Annotated in this window: 15 protein-coding genes; 8 read left to right on the plus strand and 7 right to left on the minus strand. The window is 70.2% G+C overall.

The features are described from left to right. Positions 1-45 precede the first annotated feature (45 nt). Complete coding sequence (locus KY497_RS04705) at positions 46-1,032, plus strand: LacI family DNA-binding transcriptional regulator (protein ID WP_219869941.1); 987 nt, start codon at positions 46-48, stop codon at positions 1,030-1,032. A gap of 17 nt (positions 1,033-1,049) precedes the next feature. On the opposite strand, the gene KY497_RS04710 is transcribed toward KY497_RS04705, so the two are convergent. Beyond that, positions 1,050-1,340 (minus strand): hypothetical protein, encoded by a 291-nt coding sequence (locus tag KY497_RS04710; RefSeq protein ID WP_017829636.1) that lies wholly within the window; start codon positions 1,338-1,340, stop codon positions 1,050-1,052. 195 nt (positions 1,341-1,535) lie between these two features. On the opposite strand from KY497_RS04710, the gene KY497_RS04715 reads away from it, so the two are divergent. Continuing rightward, positions 1,536-3,068, plus strand: coding sequence for an FGGY-family carbohydrate kinase (locus tag KY497_RS04715; protein WP_219869942.1), 1,533 nt, complete (start codon positions 1,536-1,538; stop codon positions 3,066-3,068). After that, complete coding sequence (locus tag KY497_RS04720) at positions 3,065-4,699, plus strand: fucose isomerase (protein WP_219869943.1); 1,635 nt, start codon at positions 3,065-3,067, stop codon at positions 4,697-4,699. The genes KY497_RS04715 and KY497_RS04720 overlap by 4 nt, the downstream gene beginning before the upstream one ends. Before the next feature lie 31 nt (positions 4,700-4,730). Here the strand turns inward: KY497_RS04720 and KY497_RS04725 are convergent, their stop codons facing one another. Continuing rightward, positions 4,731-5,342 carry a hypothetical protein gene (locus KY497_RS04725; protein ID WP_219869944.1) on the minus strand — a complete coding sequence of 204 codons (612 nt, stop codon included), beginning with the start codon at positions 5,340-5,342 and terminating at the stop codon, positions 4,731-4,733. Positions 5,343-5,346: 4 nt separating this feature from the next. On the opposite strand from KY497_RS04725, the gene KY497_RS04730 reads away from it, so the two are divergent. Then, on the plus strand, positions 5,347-6,675 hold the full coding sequence (locus tag KY497_RS04730) for a family 20 glycosylhydrolase (RefSeq protein ID WP_219869945.1): 1,329 nt from the start codon (positions 5,347-5,349) through the stop codon (positions 6,673-6,675). Further along, positions 6,668-9,676: a glycoside hydrolase family 38 C-terminal domain-containing protein gene (locus KY497_RS04735; protein WP_219869946.1), complete on the plus strand. Its 3,009-nt coding sequence runs from the start codon at positions 6,668-6,670 to the stop codon at positions 9,674-9,676. The genes KY497_RS04730 and KY497_RS04735 overlap by 8 nt, the downstream gene beginning before the upstream one ends. Before the next feature lie 24 nt (positions 9,677-9,700). On the opposite strand, the gene KY497_RS16610 is transcribed toward KY497_RS04735, so the two are convergent. From KY497_RS16610 to KY497_RS04745, 3 genes are read right to left on the minus strand one after another with little or no spacing between them, the layout of a single operon-like run. Further along, on the minus strand, positions 9,701-10,189 hold the full coding sequence (locus KY497_RS16610) for a DUF2252 domain-containing protein (RefSeq protein ID WP_258185902.1): 489 nt from the start codon (positions 10,187-10,189) through the stop codon (positions 9,701-9,703). Beyond that, the gene (locus KY497_RS16615; protein ID WP_258185904.1) at positions 10,132-10,782 is read right to left on the minus strand and encodes a DUF2252 domain-containing protein; all 651 of its coding nucleotides are present in this window, start codon (positions 10,780-10,782) and stop codon (positions 10,132-10,134) included. Before KY497_RS16615 ends, KY497_RS16610 begins: the two co-directional genes overlap by 58 nt. Positions 10,783-10,829: 47 nt before the next feature. Then, entirely contained in the window at positions 10,830-11,417 is a 588-nt protein-coding gene (locus KY497_RS04745; RefSeq protein ID WP_055866278.1) for a hypothetical protein, read from the minus strand. A 125-nt stretch (positions 11,418-11,542) separates the two neighbouring features. Here KY497_RS04745 and KY497_RS04750 point away from each other — a divergent pair, with 125 nt between their 5' ends. Together KY497_RS04750 and KY497_RS04755 are read left to right on the plus strand one after the other, a co-directional pair. Beyond that, complete coding sequence (locus tag KY497_RS04750) at positions 11,543-12,775, plus strand: glycosyltransferase (protein WP_219869947.1); 1,233 nt, start codon at positions 11,543-11,545, stop codon at positions 12,773-12,775. Positions 12,776-12,781: 6 nt separating this feature from the next. After that, on the plus strand, positions 12,782-14,005 hold the full coding sequence (locus KY497_RS04755) for a glycosyltransferase (protein ID WP_219869948.1): 1,224 nt from the start codon (positions 12,782-12,784) through the stop codon (positions 14,003-14,005). Positions 14,006-14,034: 29 nt separating this feature from the next. On the opposite strand, the gene KY497_RS04760 is transcribed toward KY497_RS04755, so the two are convergent. Then, positions 14,035-14,595: a hypothetical protein gene (locus KY497_RS04760; RefSeq protein WP_219869949.1), complete on the minus strand. Its 561-nt coding sequence runs from the start codon at positions 14,593-14,595 to the stop codon at positions 14,035-14,037. 167 nt (positions 14,596-14,762) lie between these two features. Between KY497_RS04760 and KY497_RS04765 the strand changes: the two genes are divergently transcribed. Then, positions 14,763-15,737, plus strand: a complete 975-nt coding sequence (locus KY497_RS04765) for a GlxA family transcriptional regulator (protein ID WP_141386977.1) — start codon at positions 14,763-14,765, stop codon at positions 15,735-15,737. A gap of 37 nt (positions 15,738-15,774) precedes the next feature. Here the strand turns inward: KY497_RS04765 and KY497_RS04770 are convergent, their stop codons facing one another. Next, positions 15,775-16,476: an NRDE family protein gene (locus KY497_RS04770; protein WP_219869950.1), complete on the minus strand. Its 702-nt coding sequence runs from the start codon at positions 16,474-16,476 to the stop codon at positions 15,775-15,777. Position 16,477: the final 1 nt, after the last annotated feature.

The raw sequence follows: 16,477 nt of genomic DNA on the forward strand, positions 1-16,477 counted from the left end.
GCCGCGCTCGGCGGGAGCACGAGTCCGCGGGGGAGCAGGGAGCGCATGGCAACGATCTACGACGTCGCCGAGCTCGCGGGGGTCTCGCCCGCGACGGTCTCGCGCGTCTTCAACGGCACGAGCGTCTCCGACGAGAAGGTGGCGGCCGTCCGTGCGGCCGCGGCGGCGCTCGACTTCACCCCCAACCGCGCCGCCCGCTCGCTGCGTCGACAGAGTTCCGAGGTCATCGCCCTCGTGATCCCCGACATCGAGAACCCGTACTTCACCGAGATGGCGCGCGGGGTGGAGGACGTCGCCTCCGAAGCCGGATACTCCGTCGTGCTCTGCAACTCCGACGCGCAGGTGGAGAAGGAGGCGACGTATCTCCGCATCGCGATCGCCGAGAACATGTCCGGCGTCATCATCGCGACAGCCGACGAGCACTCCGACCTCGACGGCATCCTCGCCACCGGCCGGCCCGTCGTGGCCGTCGACCGCAGCACGGCCTACGACATCGACGGCGTCACGATGGCCAATCGCGCGGCGGGTACGTCGGCCACGCGGAGCCTGATCGATGCGGGCCACCGTCGCATCGCCTACATCGGCGGCCCCGCGCACATCGACACCGCCGCCGAGCGCGCCGCGGGGTGGCGCTCCGCGCTCACCACGGCCCACCCCGACCTCGACCTCGACGGGCTCGAGCGCTTCACGACCTTCCGCGTCGACGGTGGCCGGTCGGCGATGGAGGAGCTGCTCGCGCTGCCCGAGCCGCCGGATGCGGTGGTGGCCGGCAACAACCTGATCGGGGTCGGCGCCATCCAGGTGCTCACGGAGCACGGGCGCACTCCGCCGGATGTCGGCGTGGCGGTGATCGGCTCTCTGCCGTTCACGACGCTCTCGCCGACGGCCGTGACCGTGGTGCGACTGCCGGCGCGGCACATGGGCGTGACCGCGGCGCGGATGCTGCTGGATCGCATCAAGGGTGACACGCAGCCGGCGCGGACGGTCGTGCTGCGCAACGAGCTCCAGCCCGCGAGCGCGACGCGGAGCTGAGCGGGCGGTCGGGCGGACTACTGTGAGCGCCAGAACCGCGTCGCGAGGTTCGCCACCTCTTTGTCGAGGCTGTCGACCTTATGCTCCAGGGCGTCTATGCGGCCGGTGAGCCGGCCCTCGAGGCTCTCCAGTCGCCCGCTCAGATCGCCGCGCAACCCGCCGATCTCACCTCGCAGCTCGCCGCGCAGACCACCGATCTCGGCGCGGATCACGCGGCTGAACTGCATCGTCATGAGGGTCATGCCGCCGAGCATCATCGTCGTGAACACGCCGATCAGCGTCCATACCTGCGGGTCGTCCAAGCGCATGCCTCCAGTCTGATTCGGGGTGCCCAAAATGTCACGGTATTCCGGTGCTGGTCAGCCAGAAAACCGCTCTCGGTGGGCAGATCACTCTCTGGCGCGAGTGGTGCAGGACTGCTCGCGCCTTGCGGCATGAAATCGATTTCGCGTACAGTGACGATCAGACCGAGGACTCCGTCGTCCCGGCACGAGGAGGACTCCATGCGCTGCACCCTGGGGGTGGACATCGGCACGTCCAGCAGCAAGGGCGTGCTGGTCGGTGCCGACGGCGGCATCCTGGCGACGGCGACCAGGGCGCACGACGTCGAACGCCCTCGCACGGGCTGGGTCGAGATGGACGCCGCGATCTGGTGGGACGAGTTCGTCGCGATCGCGCGCGAACTGCTCGCCGGAGTCCCCGATGCCGAGATCGTCGGTGTGGGCGTCAGCGGCATGGGGCCCTGCATCCTGCTCGCCGACGAACGCGACGAACCCGTGCGCCCGGCCATCCTCTATGGCGTCGACACCCGCTCGACCGCGCAGATCGAGCGCATGACCGCCGAGCTCGGCGTCGACGAGATCACGCGCATCGGCGGATCGACCCTGACCTCGCAGGCGGGCGGGCCGAAGATCGCCTGGATCGAGGATGAGGAGCCCGAGGCGTGGGAGCGAGCGCGACGGCTGTACATGCCCGCGTCCTGGCTCGCGCGCCGGCTCACCGGTGCGTACGTGCTCGATCACCAGTCCGCCAGTCAGGTCTCTCCCCTCTACGACATCGAGGGCGAGTGCTGGCACGACCCGTGGTGGGCGCGATACGCAGGGGAGATCGAGCGGCCGCGGCTGCACTGGGCGGGCGAGATCGCCGGAGAGGTCACGGCCGAGGCGGCAGCCCTCACCGGGATCCCCGTGGGCACGCCCGTGATCGCCGGGACGATCGATGCCTGGACCGAAGCCGTCAGCGTCGGCGCGCACGAGGTCGGCGACCTGATGCTGATGTACGGCACGACCATGTTCCTCGTGGCCACCGGCGAAGAGACCCTGCGGACGCCGTCGATGTGGACCACGGCCGGGGCCTTCGCCGGCACCCGCAACCTCGCCGGCGGCCTCTCGACGTCCGGCGCTCTCACCGCATGGCTCAAAGGCCTGACCAGTGCCGACTATCCCGAACTGCTCACCGAGGCTGCCGCGTCGGGCGCCGGCGCGAACGGCCTCCTCGTTCTGCCCTACTTCGCGGGCGAGCGCACGCCGATCCAGGATCCGGACGCTCGGGGCGTGATCGCGGGCCTCACCCTCGCGCACACGCGCGGCGACCTGTACCGTGCGGCGCTGGAGGCGACCGCCCTGGGGGTGCGGCACAACGTCGCGACCATGCTGGCGGCGGGTGCCGACATCCGCCGCATCGTCGCGGTCGGCGGCGGAACGCAGGGGCGCTTGTGGATGCAGATCGTCTCCGACGTCACCGGCCTCGTGCAGGAGGTGCCTGCGACGACGATCGGCGCGAGCTACGGCGCGGCCTTCCTCGCGGCGACCGCGACCGCTGCACAAGGCGAGGAGCCGACGATCACCGCCTGGAACCCGATCTCGGAGCGCATCAGCCCGGATGAGGCGCTGCGGCCGCTCTACGACTCCCTGTTCGAACGCTACGTGCGCCTCTATGAGGGATCGAGATCCGTCGTGCACGAACTCGCCGCCGCGCAGCGCGGTGCCGCCCCGACCACCCCGACCACCACCCCCATCGCCCCGGAGGCATCATGACTACGTACACCCTGCCGACCGCGGCTCCCCGCCCGGCCACCGCGCCGAAGACCGCGTACATCATCACGTCCGGCGACCTGCGCGAGTCGGCGAACGTCGCCGGCTGGCCGACCCAGGTCGAGCTCGAGAGCGGCGTCACCGGAGTGCTGAACGCGCTCGGCTGGGAGGTCATCCGTCCTTTCGGGGTGGACCCGCAGACCGGGCACGGCTTCATCTCGAGCCAGCGCATGGGCCTCGAGGTGTTCAAGGGCATCCCCGTCGATGCTCCTCTGATCGTCGCGATCGCCAACTGGCAGTACTCCCACCACGTGCTCGCCGGTCTCCGGTCGCATGAGGGGCCCATCCTCACGGTCGCGAACTTCGCGGGGGACTGGCCCGGCCTCGTCGGGCTGCTCGGTCTGAACGCGGGGCTCACCAAGATGGACAAGCCGTACGCGACGACCTGGTCGGTCGACTTCACCGACGAGTGGTTCACCGGCGGGATCAGGGAGTGGACCGAGACCGGCGCCATCACGCACGACGCGTCGCACGTGCGGGCGCTGCCCGCGCTGCCGGACAGCCCCGAGAAGCAGCTGGGTGAGGCGCTCGCGGCGGAGCTGCTCGCCGAGAAGGCCATCATCGGCGTCTTCGACGAGGGTTGCATGGGCATGTACAACGCGATCTTCGACGACGAGCTGCTCAACCAGACCGGCATCTACAAGGAGCGCCTGTCGCAGTCGGCGCTGTACGCCGAGATGCTGAACGTCTCCGAGGACGAGGCGGATGCCGCCTACGACTGGCTGATCGAGGCGGGCATGACCTTCCGGTACGGCGAGGACCCCGCCACCGAGCTCACGCGCGAGCAGGTGCAGTGGCAGTTGAAGATGTACATCGCCGCGCTCCGCATCGCCGACGACTTCGGGCTCGACGCGGTCGGCATCCAATATCAGCAGGGGCTGAAGGACCTGGTGCCGGCATCCGACCTGGCCGAGGGCATCCTGAACTCCACCGAACGCCCGCCGGTGACCTCGCGCGACGGCTCGCGCGTGCTGCACGAGGGCCGCGCCTTCCCGCACTTCAACGAAGCAGACGAGGGCGTCGCGGTCGACGCGCTCGTCACCGACCGGGTATGGCGCGCGATGGGTCTCGTGCCCGACAACACCCTGCACGACGTGCGCTGGGGCGAGGACTACGACGGTCGGTTCGTCTGGGTCTATGAGATCTCCGGCTCGGTGCCCGCCTCGCACCTGGGCGGGTGGCAGAACGCCGAGGGCTGGCGTCAGGGCCACGTGTTCTTCCCTGCGGGCGGTGCCACGATCAACGGTGTCTCGAAGCCCGGAGAGATCGTGCTGTCGCGCGTCTTCATCGCCGAGGGCATCCTGCAGGCCGACATCTTCCGGGCCTCGGTCGTGGAGCTGCCGGAGCAGGAGACGCAGCGCCGCAAGGACGCCACCAACCCGGAATGGCCGATCGCCCACGTGGTGCTGCATGGCATCTCGCGCGACCAGTTCATGGCCCGCCACAAGGCCAACCATGCGCAGCTGGTCTACGCCCCGGATGCGGACACGGCGGACAAGGCCCTGATCGCGAAGACCGCGATGTTCGCCGGGATGGGCATCAAGGTCAACCTGGTGGGAGATGTGACGGTCTGACCCGCTGGTGAGCCTCTCGGCTCGGGCCGTCTCAGTGAGAAGCCGCTGCGGCATCCTGCCGCTCGATGAGCCGAGTGCTCCACGAGAAGTCGGACTCGGTGATGGTGTCGTCGCCGGGGACCTTGCCGTCGCGGTCCACGGCGTAGGAGAAGATGCCGGCCTTGGTCACGCCCGTGGGCTGCCAGTCGGCGTACTGCGCGGCGCGGGAGGCGTCAAAGGGCTCCGTCGTGTCGCCCCAGTCCTGTCCGCGCTCCTCGTAGAACGAGAACCCGATCAGGTACTGGCACGCGTCGAAGTAGGGTGCGTAGCTCTCCCATGTCGATTGCAGCCCGGAGACCGAGCGGCCGTAGGACTGCACGAGGACGTAGGAGACGTAGGGGGCGATCCCCGCCGTGAGCGGGTGGGTGCCTTCCTGGTTCGTGTCGTAGATGAAGAGCCGGTCGGTGCCGGACTGCGGTCCGAGGTGCTCTGACAGGGCCCGGAAGACTCCGGTCACGCGAGCGACCTGGGCGGCCGTGAGAGAGCGCTCCATGTCGACATCGAGTCCGTCGAGGCCGTCGTCGGTGACGTATTCGGCGAGGATCTCGTCGGCTGCCGCGGCATAGGCGGCCGGGGTGTCGGCCGTGGGGGCGTCGAGGATCACACCGATGTCGACTGTGCGGACGACCCGGGAGCTCGCAGCCCTCGGCATCCCGGACGGCGAAGGTTCCGTCGTGCATCTGCGGCGAGACGACAGGGCCCACGAGTCGTTCGAGATCACGGTCGGCGAGGACATCGCGGTGTTCGCAGGCACCGCGGCCGGGGCGTTCCGGGCGACACGTCAGCTGCTGCACAACCTGCGGGCGCAGGGCCTCGTGCCGCACGGCCGGGTCAGCTCCGCGCCCGTGGTCACGGAACGCGGGTTCCACCTCGACGCCGCCCGCAAGCACTTCCCCGCGCCGTGGATCGTCGACCTGCTGCACGCGCTCGCCGACGTCGGCATCACGACCTTCCAATGGCACGTGTCCGAGAACGAGGGCTTCCGGATCGGCTCGGAGGCGTTCCCCGAGATCGTCTCGAGCGCTCATGTCACCCGCGCCGAGGCCCTGGTCGTGGCCGACACCGCCGCCGACCTGCACATCGACATCGTGCCCTCCCTCGACATGCCGGGCCACCTCCGCCACGCCCTCGCCGCGCATCCGGAGCTCCGCCTGCCGGACGCCGGCGGCCTGCCGACCGATCATGCGCTGGACATCACCCGCACCGCGGCGATCGACTTCGCCGCGGCGCTGATCGACGACGTCGCCGCGCTGTTCCCGCGCAGCACGCGCTGGCACCTCGGCGGCGACGAATTCGTCGACTTCGCGCGCATCGAGGAGTATCCCGCGCTGGCCGCCGCCGCCAGGGAGAGGCACGGGCCCCGCGCCACCGGCTTCGACCTGCTGACCGCGTTCGTGAACGCCATGTCCGCGCACCTCCGTGCACGCGGCCTCGCCCCGCGCGTCTGGAACGACGGGATGCTCCGCAGCGAGATCGTCGCCCTCGACCCGGATCTCGTGCTGACCTGGTGGACGAACTGGCACGTCGAGATGCGGCCGCTCGCCGCCGACGAGCGCGCGCATCTGGGAGTCCGAGTGGCATCCGGGTCTGTTCCCTGCGCTCCCGGACGGCACCCGGCAGGAGATCCCGATGCCCTACCCCGCTCGGCTCCTCGGGGCCTCGTTCTCCGTCTGGTCCGACGATGCTTCGGCGCAGACCCCCGAAGAGGTCGCCGACGGGGTCCGCAGGCCGCTGCGGGCGATGGCCGAGCGCGCGTGGAACGGCACCAGCGCACTCTCGCACGATCAGTTCTGCGAGATCGACGCGGCGATCGGTGTCGCGACCGCCCCGGGGCCGTGCGCCCGGTAGCGTCGAGCCGTCTGCACCGATCCGAGTCATCCCCGTTCAGAACCCCGTCCCCCACCCACCGTCGAGCCCGGAGACCCACCCATGCATGACGACACCTCGCTCACCGTCGGCCGCGTCAAGCGCGTGCTCGAGGAGCGCATCCGCCCCGCGATCCACTCCGCTTCCGTGCCGCTGGGCGTCGAGATCCACGAGCTGCCGGGTGAGCCGATCGCTCCTGCCGAGGGACTCGCGCTCGACTTCGAGCCCGGTGCGGTCGGCGCTCCCTGGGGGCCGGCCTGGGGCACCACCTGGTTCAAGCTCACCGGCCGCGTGCCGGCCGAGTGGGTGGGGCGTCGTGTCGAGGCTCTCATCGATCTCGGCTTCGACGTGAACATGACCGGCTTCCAGTGCGAGGCGCTGGCCTATCGCCGGGGCGCCACGGATTCCGATCCGATTCCCGTGAAGAGCATCAATCCGCGCAACCAGTGGGTCCCGATCGCCGAGGCCGCCGCGGGCGAAGAACCCGTCGAGCTGTATCTCGAAGCGGCATCCAACCCGGTGCTGCTCGATTACCACCCCTTCCTGCCGACGCAGGAGGGCGACATCCTCACCTCCTCGAAGGAGCCGCTCTACCGCACGCGCCGGATGGATCTGGCGGTGTTCGAGGAGGAGGTCTTCGACCTCTCCCTCGACCTGGAGGTGCTGTTCGAGCTGCAGGCCGAGCTGCCGGCGACCTCGCCGCGGCGCATGCGCATCCTGCAGGCCATGGACGACGCGCTCGACGTGCTCGACCTGCAGCGCATCGTGGCGACCGCGCCCGCCGCACGCGCCCGCCTCGCCGACGTGCTCGCCGCGCCCGCCGAGGCGAGTGCGCACCGCATCTCGGCCGTCGGACACGCGCACATCGACTCGGCGTGGCTGTGGCCGGTGCGGGAGACGATCCGCAAGGTCGCGCGCACCACGTCGTCGATGACGACGCTCATCGACGAGCATCCGCAGTTCCAGTACGGGATGTCGAGCGCGCAGCAGTACGCGTGGATCAAGGAGCACCGCCCCGAGGTGTGGGAGCGGGTCAAGGCCGCGGTCGCCGCGGGGCGCTTCCTGCCGCTCGGCGGCATGTGGGTCGAGTCCGACACCGTGATGCCGACGGGGGAGTCGCTCGTGCGGCAGTTCTCGCACGGGCAGCGGTTCTTCGAGCGCGAGTTCGGCATCCGCTCGAAGGGCGTCTGGCTGCCGGACAGCTTCGGGTACTCGCCAGCCCTGCCGCAGCTCATGCGCCGCGCCGGGTTCGAGTGGTTCTTCACGCAGAAGATCTCCTGGAACCAGCAGAACGTCTTCCCGCACCACTCCTTCCTGTGGGAGGGCATCGACGGTTCGCAGGTGTTCACGCACTTCCCCTCGATGGACACCTACAACTCGCAGCTCAGCGGCATGGAGGTCGCGAAGGCCGCTCGCCAGTTCAAGGAGAACCGTCTCAGCTCGCGGTCGATCGCCCCGGTCGGCTGGGGTGACGGCGGCGGTGGCACGACCCGCGAGATGACGGGCAAGGCCGAGCGCCTGCGCGACCTCGAGGGCAGCGCGCAGGTCGTGTGGGAGCACCCGGACGACTTCTTCGACGCCGCCAAGGCCGAGCTGCCGAACCCGGCGGTGTGGGTCGGCGAGCTGTACCTCGAGCTGCACCGCGGAACGCTCACCAGCCAGCACGCCACCAAGGCGCTGCACCGCTGGGCGGAGCACGCGCTGATCGAGGCCGAGCTGTGGGCCGCGACCGATGCCGTGCGCACCGGCGCCGCGTATCCCCAGGCCGAGTTCGACCGGCTGTGGCAGGCCGTGCTGCTGCACGAGTTCCACGACATCCTTCCCGGCACCTCGATCGCGTGGGTGCACCGCGAGGCTGTCGCGGTGCTGTCGGACGTGCTCTCGGACGCCCGCGACATCGCCGTCGCCGCCCGCCGTTCTCTCGCCGGCGAGGGTGATCGGGAGCTGCAATTCGAGCCGACATCGGTCGGCCGCGGCCGCGCACTCGGGGCGGCCTTCGTGGCCGAGTCCACGGCGGCGCCCGTCTCGCTCACCGAGGAGGATGGCGGCTGGCGCCTGGAGAACGAGCTCGTCTCGGTGCTCGTCTCCGCCGATGGCCTGATCGTCTCGGCCGTCGACAAGGGCACCGGTCGCGATGCCGTCGCGCCGGGCAAGGCCGCGAACCTGTTCCAGCTGCACCAGGACTTCCCGAACATGTGGGATGCGTGGGACATCGACCGGTACTACCTGGGCAGCGTCGACGACCTCACGGCCGTCTCGTCGATCGAGGCCTCGATGGTCGGCGGCTCCGCCCGGATCGTGGTCGTGCGTCCGTTCTCGGAGTCGACCATCGAGCAGACGATCATCCTCCAGCCGGAGTCGCGCACCGTGCTGCTGCGCAACGAGATCGACTGGCACGAGACCGAGAAGCTGCTCAAGCTCGCCTTCCCGCTCGACGTGCAGGCCGCGCACACCGACGCCGAGACCCAGTTCGGCTATCAGTCGCGCGTCACGCACACGAACACCAGCTGGGAGGCGGCGAAGTTCGAGACGTCGATGCACCGCTTCGTGCTGGTGCGCGAGCAGGATTTCGGCGTGGCCCTGGTGAACGACTCGATCTACGGCTACGACACCTCGCGCGAGGTGTCCGACGACGCGGTCGCCACGACCGTGCGGCTCTCGCTGCTGCGGGCGCCGCGCTTCCCCGACCCCGACACCGACCACGGTCACCACGAGATCGAGGTCGGCTTCGTGGTCGGAGCGGATGCCGCGATCGCGACGGCCGAGGGCATCCGGATCAACGCGCTCCCGAGCGTCGTGCGTGGTGAGCGCGAGGTCGAGCCCCTCGTGTCGGTGGAGGGAGAGGGCATCGTGGTGTCGGCGGTCAAGCTCGCCGACGACGGCTCGGGCGACGTGATCGTGCGCGTGTACGAGGCGCTCGGACGGCGTGCGGCCGGCGAGCTCTCTGTCGGGTTCGAGCACCGCGAGGTGGGCGAGGTGAGCCTGATCGAAGACGACATCGACGACGCCAGGACCGGTGGCGAGTTGAAGCTGCGTCCGTTCGAGGTGCGGACGCTGCGCATCGTGCGCTGAGAGGGGCGTCCTGGTCGGGAGTCGTCAGAGGGACGCGCGGAAGGTCTCGTAGTCGGCGAGCGACACCGCGGCGTAGGCGCGGGCCCACTCGAGCAGCGCCTGCCCGAGCACCCGCCCGTTGCCGATGTAGCCGGCGACCTCGGTGGCGGTCAGCGACTGGCTGTGGGCGCGGGCGATGGTCGCGGCGCACGCCTGCCCGTACATGATGAACGGCCCGTCGTCGAGGTCTTCGACGTCGATGCTGCCCTTCATGTCGTGGAACTGCCGCACGTAGAAGTCGGCGCTCGTGTTGCGCATGTGCCCGAGGAACGGGTCGGAGAGGGCCTGCAGGATGCGCTGCATCGCGACGACGCGCGCTCCTTCGCCGTCGGCGTCGATCACCTCCTGCAGCGCGGTCGGCTGGGGGATGCGGCCGTACTCCACCAGCACGCTCTGCGACGCCTGCTTCGGCTGCATCAGGATCGTGGCGCCCTCGCCATCCTGGAAGAGCACCAGGTAGCAGCGCGTGCCCACGCTGCCGACGCCGACCACGCGGCGTGCGACGAGGCGACGTCGAAGTGCGTGAAGTAGCGGGCGGTCGGGCTCAGCTCGGTCGCGCGTGCGATGCCGCGGGCGTAGCCGGAGACGGCGGTGAGGACGGCGGTGTCGATGACCTCATCGGAGCGGCCGCTCGCCATGCCTCCGACGACGATGCTCGCGACGAGCCTCTTCACATCCCACTCCCACGGCGCCCATGCGGCTTCATCGAAGTCGTTGAGGTCGAACATCAGTCGTCGTTCGGCCGAGGCGTAGAACCCGAAGTTCGACACGTGGGCGTCGCCGCAGGAGGCGACGAGGATGCCGCTGTGCGGCGCATCCGCGAGGTCGGCGGCCATCAGCGCCGCGGTACCGCGATAGAACGCGAAGGGACTCGTCGACATGCGTTCGGCTCGCAGGGGGAGCAGCTCGGGGATGCGGGAGCTGTTCTGTGCGGCCAGGATGCCGAGGGGATCGCGCGTGCCGCTCGCGAGTTCAGCGAGGGCGCGTCGTGGCGCGCGCTTTCGGGCCTCCTCGCCGCGTTCGAGGAGTTCGCGATGCGACAGCGGGCGCGTCCAGGCGGGGAGCATGAGCACATTGTGGCAGGACCGCGGGCACGGAGCCCGGGTCCGCACGCTCAGGCCGGATCGAGTCGCAGCACGTCGGGCGATTCCCCACCCGCGAGGTCGTCGGCGATGCGGAGGCTGCGCGCCAGGTCGTCGAGTGCGCCGATCAGCGTGCCGAAGCGTTCCTTGTCGCTGCACACCGCCGTCAGGGTGACCAGGTGCGTTCCCGTGTCCCAGGTGTAGGTCGCGAAGGGCGGTGACGCCGGCGAGGGCGGCATCGGGACCAGCAGCTTCTCGCCCACCCCGAGCCGGGTGGGGAACGACTCGGTGTCGTCGTAGTCCATCGGCATCGAGGCGCGTGCGATGCGCACGTCCGGGGTCAGCACCTGCGCGGTCGCCATCGCCACGATCAGTTCGGGCTCCGCCTTCCACGTCCACACCAGCACGCGGCCGTCCGCCCGCTTCATGAGCATCGGCGCCGCCTGGCTCATCGCCCACGCGCCGAACTTCGAGCCCGGCCGCTCGGTCGCACCGACGGCCGCGTTCACCTGGCCGAGCAGCATCCGGATCGCCGCCTTGCGGTGGCGGCGCCCCTTCCAGCCGAGCGAGTCCGTCACGGGAATCCACAGCTGGGGATCGGCCTCGGCAGTCAGTCGCATGGCTCCACGGTATCGGCTGCGCCTGGGCGATGTCCGGTACGCCTCGGCCGTGCGATCAGGCCCCTCGGGTAGAGTGGCCAGCGCCCGACCAGGGCTCTTCCTTGGCCGCCACATCGTAAGGCAGCATGTCTGTGACCTCCTCCGACGATCCGATCGATCCGTCGAGCGGCTCCGCCGCCGAATCCTCGCCCCGACCGTTGAAGATCGTGATCGGCTGCGACACCTTCTCGCCCGACATCAACGGCGCCGCCCGCTTCGCCGAGCGTCTCGCCGCCGGCCTGGTGCAGCGCGGCCACGACGTGCACGTCGTGGCACCCAACCAGGCGTATCGGCGTACGCAGCCGCACACCGAGGTGATCGAGGGCGAGCCGATGACCCTGCACCGGCTGCCGTCGCTGCGCTGGGCTCCGCACGACTGGCTGCGGTTCGTGTGGCCGTGGCGCTCGAAGCACTACGCCCGCAAGGTTCTCGACCAGGTGCAGCCGGATGTCGTGCACATCCAGTCGCACATCGTGATCGGCCGCGGGCTCGCGTACATCGCGAACGAACGCGGCATCCCGGTCATCGCGACCAACCACGTGATGGCCGAGAACATCCTCGACCACACGACCATGCCGAAGTTCATCGACGACCTGGTGCTCAAGTTCGCCTGGGCGGATGCGAAGCGCACGTTCGACATGACCCGCGCCATCACCACTCCCACGCGCCGCGCCGCCGACTTCCTCGAGAAGACCGTCGAGGTGGAGGGCGTCATCCCGGTCAGCTGCGGCATCGACCGCACGCAGTACACGCCGGTGATCGCCCCGCGCGAGAAGAACAGCATCATCTTCGTCGGCAGGCTCACCGCCGAGAAGCAGGTCGAGGTCATCCTCAAGGCGATGACGAAGCTCGACCCGGCACTCGCCACGACGTTCGACATCGTCGGCGGCGGCGATCAGCGCAAGCAGCTGGAGCATCTGACGGCGCAGCTCGGCCTGGCCGATCGCGTCACCTTCCATGGCCGCACGAGCGATGAGGAGCTTCGCGCGCTGCTCTCGCGAGCGAGCCTGTTCGTGATCGCTTCGATCGCCGAGCTGCAGTCGATCGCGACCATGGAGGCGATGGCCTCGGCCCTGCCGATCGTCGCCGCGGATGCCGTCGCCCTCCCGCACCTCGTGCACGACGGCGAGAACGGGTACCTGTTCGAGCCCGGGAACGTCGATGAGCTCGCCGCACGTCTGACCGACGTGCTCACTGCGGAGCCTGCGGAGTACGAGCGGATGCAGCGTGCCTCGCTCGACGGCGTCGCGATCCACGACATCAACCGCACCCTCGACACGTTCGAGGCGCTGTACCGCGACGAGCCGCTGCCGGAGTAGCCCGCCATGCACATCGTCTTCTTCGGCGATCAGCATCTCGACTCCCTCGGCGGAGCGCAGGTGTCGATGCGACTCCAGCGCGAGTTCCTCGAGCGCGCCGGACACACCGTCACGGTCGTCGCTCCGAAGATGCACGGGGCGCGCTCCTCATCCGGCTCGCACGGCGGGGCGTACGTCGATCTGCCCTCGATGCCGATCACGAGCGACCGCGAGTACTCGATGAGCTGGCCGGGTCGCGCGACCGACCGTTTCCTCGACAAAGCGATGACCCGCCGGCCGCCCGTGGACCTGGTGCATGTCCAGGCCGACTTCTGGGGCGCGTTCATCGGGCACCGCTACGCGCAGCGTCACGGCATCCCCGTCGTGCACACGATGCACAACCGGGTCGATGTCGGCATCGCGGCCGTCACTCCGCTGCACCGTCCGGTGCTCGCCGCATTGAACATGTGGCGCGGCATCGCGATGCGCGGCGTCGCCACGAGCAGTGGTCGCGACCGGGTGCGCGGCAGCGACGGGTGGGCGTTCCTGCGCGGCCTGGCCGCCGGGGCCTCCGCCGTCACGGCGCCGTCGACGCACTTCGCCCGACGCCTCGAACAGCACGACGTCTTCCCGCACGTCGACGTGATCTGGAACGGCATCGACGACGACCTGCGCGCGCAGACGCTGGCACAGGGCCCCGCCGAGCGTGCCCCCGGGCGTCCACGGTTCGTCTGGCTCGGTCGGATGAGCCCCGAGAAGCGGCTGCTGCCGTTCCTCGAGGCGTTCGTCGCCTCGGGGGTCGACGCCGACCTGGAGATCATCGGTGGCGGGGCCCAGCGTGCGGCCGCCGAGAAGATCGTCCGCGGACGCGACGGCGTGCACTTCGCCGGACGGCTCACCTACCCGCAGACCCTGGCGCGGATCGCCGCCGCCGACGCGCTGGTGCAGACGTCGATCGGGTTCGAGACCCAGGGGATGACCCCGTTCGAAGCCGCCACGCTGGGGACGCCGTCGGTGATCTGCGACCCCGACATCGCCGCCGAGCTGGGGGGCGGGCTCTGGGCTGTTCCTGATGCGGCCGGTGAAGACCGGCGGACCGCCGCGCTCGCCGAGACCCTGCGGCGGGCCGCATCCGACATCGCCGACGGCACGGCTCCGACGCCCCTTCCGGAGGTCGCCGAGGCGTTCCGGCAGTCATCGCGCACGGCGGCGATGGTCGAGGTCTACGAGCGGGTGCGCGCCGGCGGCTGACCCGGCGGCTTCCCGGAGCGGGCGCCGGCTCAGTAGTACTGGTACAGGGCGATCGTGAGACCGGTGAATGCGAGCCCGATGACACCGGCTCCGGCCACCCCGATGGCGATCCCGGCGAGCAGTCGCGCGGAGGAACGGCGCACCGCCACCAGTGCCAGCACCAGCGCCACGACGTAGGTGAAGAAGCTGAGGATGCCGATGCCGTTGTCGAGGGCGAGCATGAACTCGAACCCTCCGTCGCCGCTGTAGACCAGCGGCCGGGCGACGGCACTGAACAGGTTGACGGCGAGAGTGGCCACCGCGATCACGAAGGCCGTGATGCCGAGCGGGTTGCCCTCACGGGCTTGAGGCCGGTACGCGAGGTGACCGGGGAATAGCGGGCTCGCGGGCGGGGAGGCCGGGGAACCGGGCGCGGGCGTCGGGTACGCGGTCGGGTGTGCCGTGGGAGGAGCCGGGGCTCCGGCAGCTGGGGCGGGGTGCTGCGCGGCGGTCGAATATGGCGGAGCGGTGGGGTGCGGGACCGCCGGGTACTGCGGCGCGGCGGGCAGATGCACGGCGGGCGGAACGGGAGGCTGCTGAGGCTCGCTCATGACGACGAGCGTAGCCCCGGGTGCTGTGTCGTGCACGGCGACGAGCGCCGGTGCGGTCTCAGCTCTTGGCGCCGCTGAGATGGCAGAAACGCTACGTTCGATGTCGAACCGCCACGAGTGACAGGATTGACTATCAACGTCAGAAAACCGCCAACGGGAGTGTGAGCATGAAGACGGTCGCCTGCGTCATCCAAGACGGATTCGCACCCTTCGAGTTCGGCGTCGCCTGCGAGGCGTTCGGCCTGGACCGCGCCGATGACGGCGTGCCGAACTTCGACTTCCGCATCGTCGCTCCCCGTGCCGGGGTCGTGACCTCGAAGATCGGCTTCTCGGTCAACGTCGAGCACGATCTGACCTTCGCGTACGAAGCCGACCTCGTGGTGTTCTGTCCCCTTCCTCGCGAGCGGTGGGGCGACATCGATCCGCTCCTGCTCGACGTCGCCAGGCACGCGGTCGACCGCGGAGCCTGGGTGATGAGCGTCTGCAGCGGCTCGTTCATCCTCGCCGCGGCAGGAGTGCTCGACGGTCGGCGCGCCACCACGCACTGGATGTACGCGCACGTCATGGCCGAGATGTACCCGGGGATCGACATCGACCCCGACGTGCTGTTCGTGCAGGACGGCAAGATCATCACGAGCGCGGGAACGGCCGCAGGGATCGACGCGTGCCTGCACCTGCTCCGGCAGGAGGTGGGCGCCGAGCTCACCAACCGCATCGCCCGCCGGATGGTCGTGCCGCCCCAGCGCGACGGCGGCCAGGCACAGTTCATCGACCGTCCGATCCCCGTGGTCCCGACCGACTCGCTGGCCGCCGTCGCCGACTGGGCGGTCGCGAACCTCCGCGACGACCTCGGCGTCGACCGGCTCGCGGCCAGGGCGTTGATGTCGCCGCGCACCTTCGCCCGCCGCTTCAAGGCCGAGTACGGTGCCACGCCCGCGGCCTGGCTCGCGCGTCAGCGCATCATCCACGCGCAGCGGATGCTGGAGCGCACCGACCTCCCGCTCGAGCACATCGCCGACGAGTGCGGATTCGGCTCGGCGGCCGTGCTCCGGCAGAACTTCGCCAGGGTGCTCGGCCTGACCCCGACGGCCTACCGCGCGCGGTTCTCCTGCGCCGAGGAGTCGGCGGCGCCCGCAGCCTGAGCCGGGATCGGACCGGACGAGTAGCCGGTCGCGCCGGCTACTCGGTCCAGTGCGCCGGGGTCGGGAGGGTGACGTCGCGCACCTCTACTGCGTCGTCGGTAACCGTGGCGACGCAGTAGAGCAGTGACTGCGTCGGGTAGCCGTGCGGACGGTTGTCGCGGATGATCGCCCGGTCGTCCTCCGGGGCCAGGGCGGTCGAGGATGCGAGCAGCGCGGTCCACTCGGCCGTCCAGTCCGCGCTGTCAGCGGTCGGCCCGAGGGCTCGGAACTCCGGCAGCCAGGCCTCGATCCTCGGGGTCGTCACATCGTCGAGGTCGTCGTGAGCGATCATGTGCGTGCCCGGATCGATGGGCGTCTCACGCAGGTCGACGCCGTCCCACGACAGCACCCTGGCGCCCTCCGGCCGCACTTCGAGCAGATTGAAGCCATGCATCGACAGCGGTGCGACGGGGGAGCGGCCGCTGACCGACTCCAGCGCGAGGGCTCCGCGCGAGACGACGTGCGTCTCGGGGAGGCCCTCCACATCCGCGCGGTTCAGCAGTACGGCGAGGCGACGTTCGGCGGGGTTCACGGCGAGCCAGGCCCCACCGGCCCGACGGTCGCGGATCCCGATCACGCCGGGGTGCTCCTCGGGCCACCAGGCTCCGAGGGAGTCCCACGCCCGCAGCGGGTCTTCGTCCCGGACCGCGAGAAGTCGTGCGGAGCCGGCATTCTCGACATCGATCACGACCGTGCACACG

This window comes from Microbacterium sp. PAMC22086 (assembly GCF_019443525.1).
Classification (GTDB): domain Bacteria; phylum Actinomycetota; class Actinomycetes; order Actinomycetales; family Microbacteriaceae; genus Microbacterium; species Microbacterium maritypicum.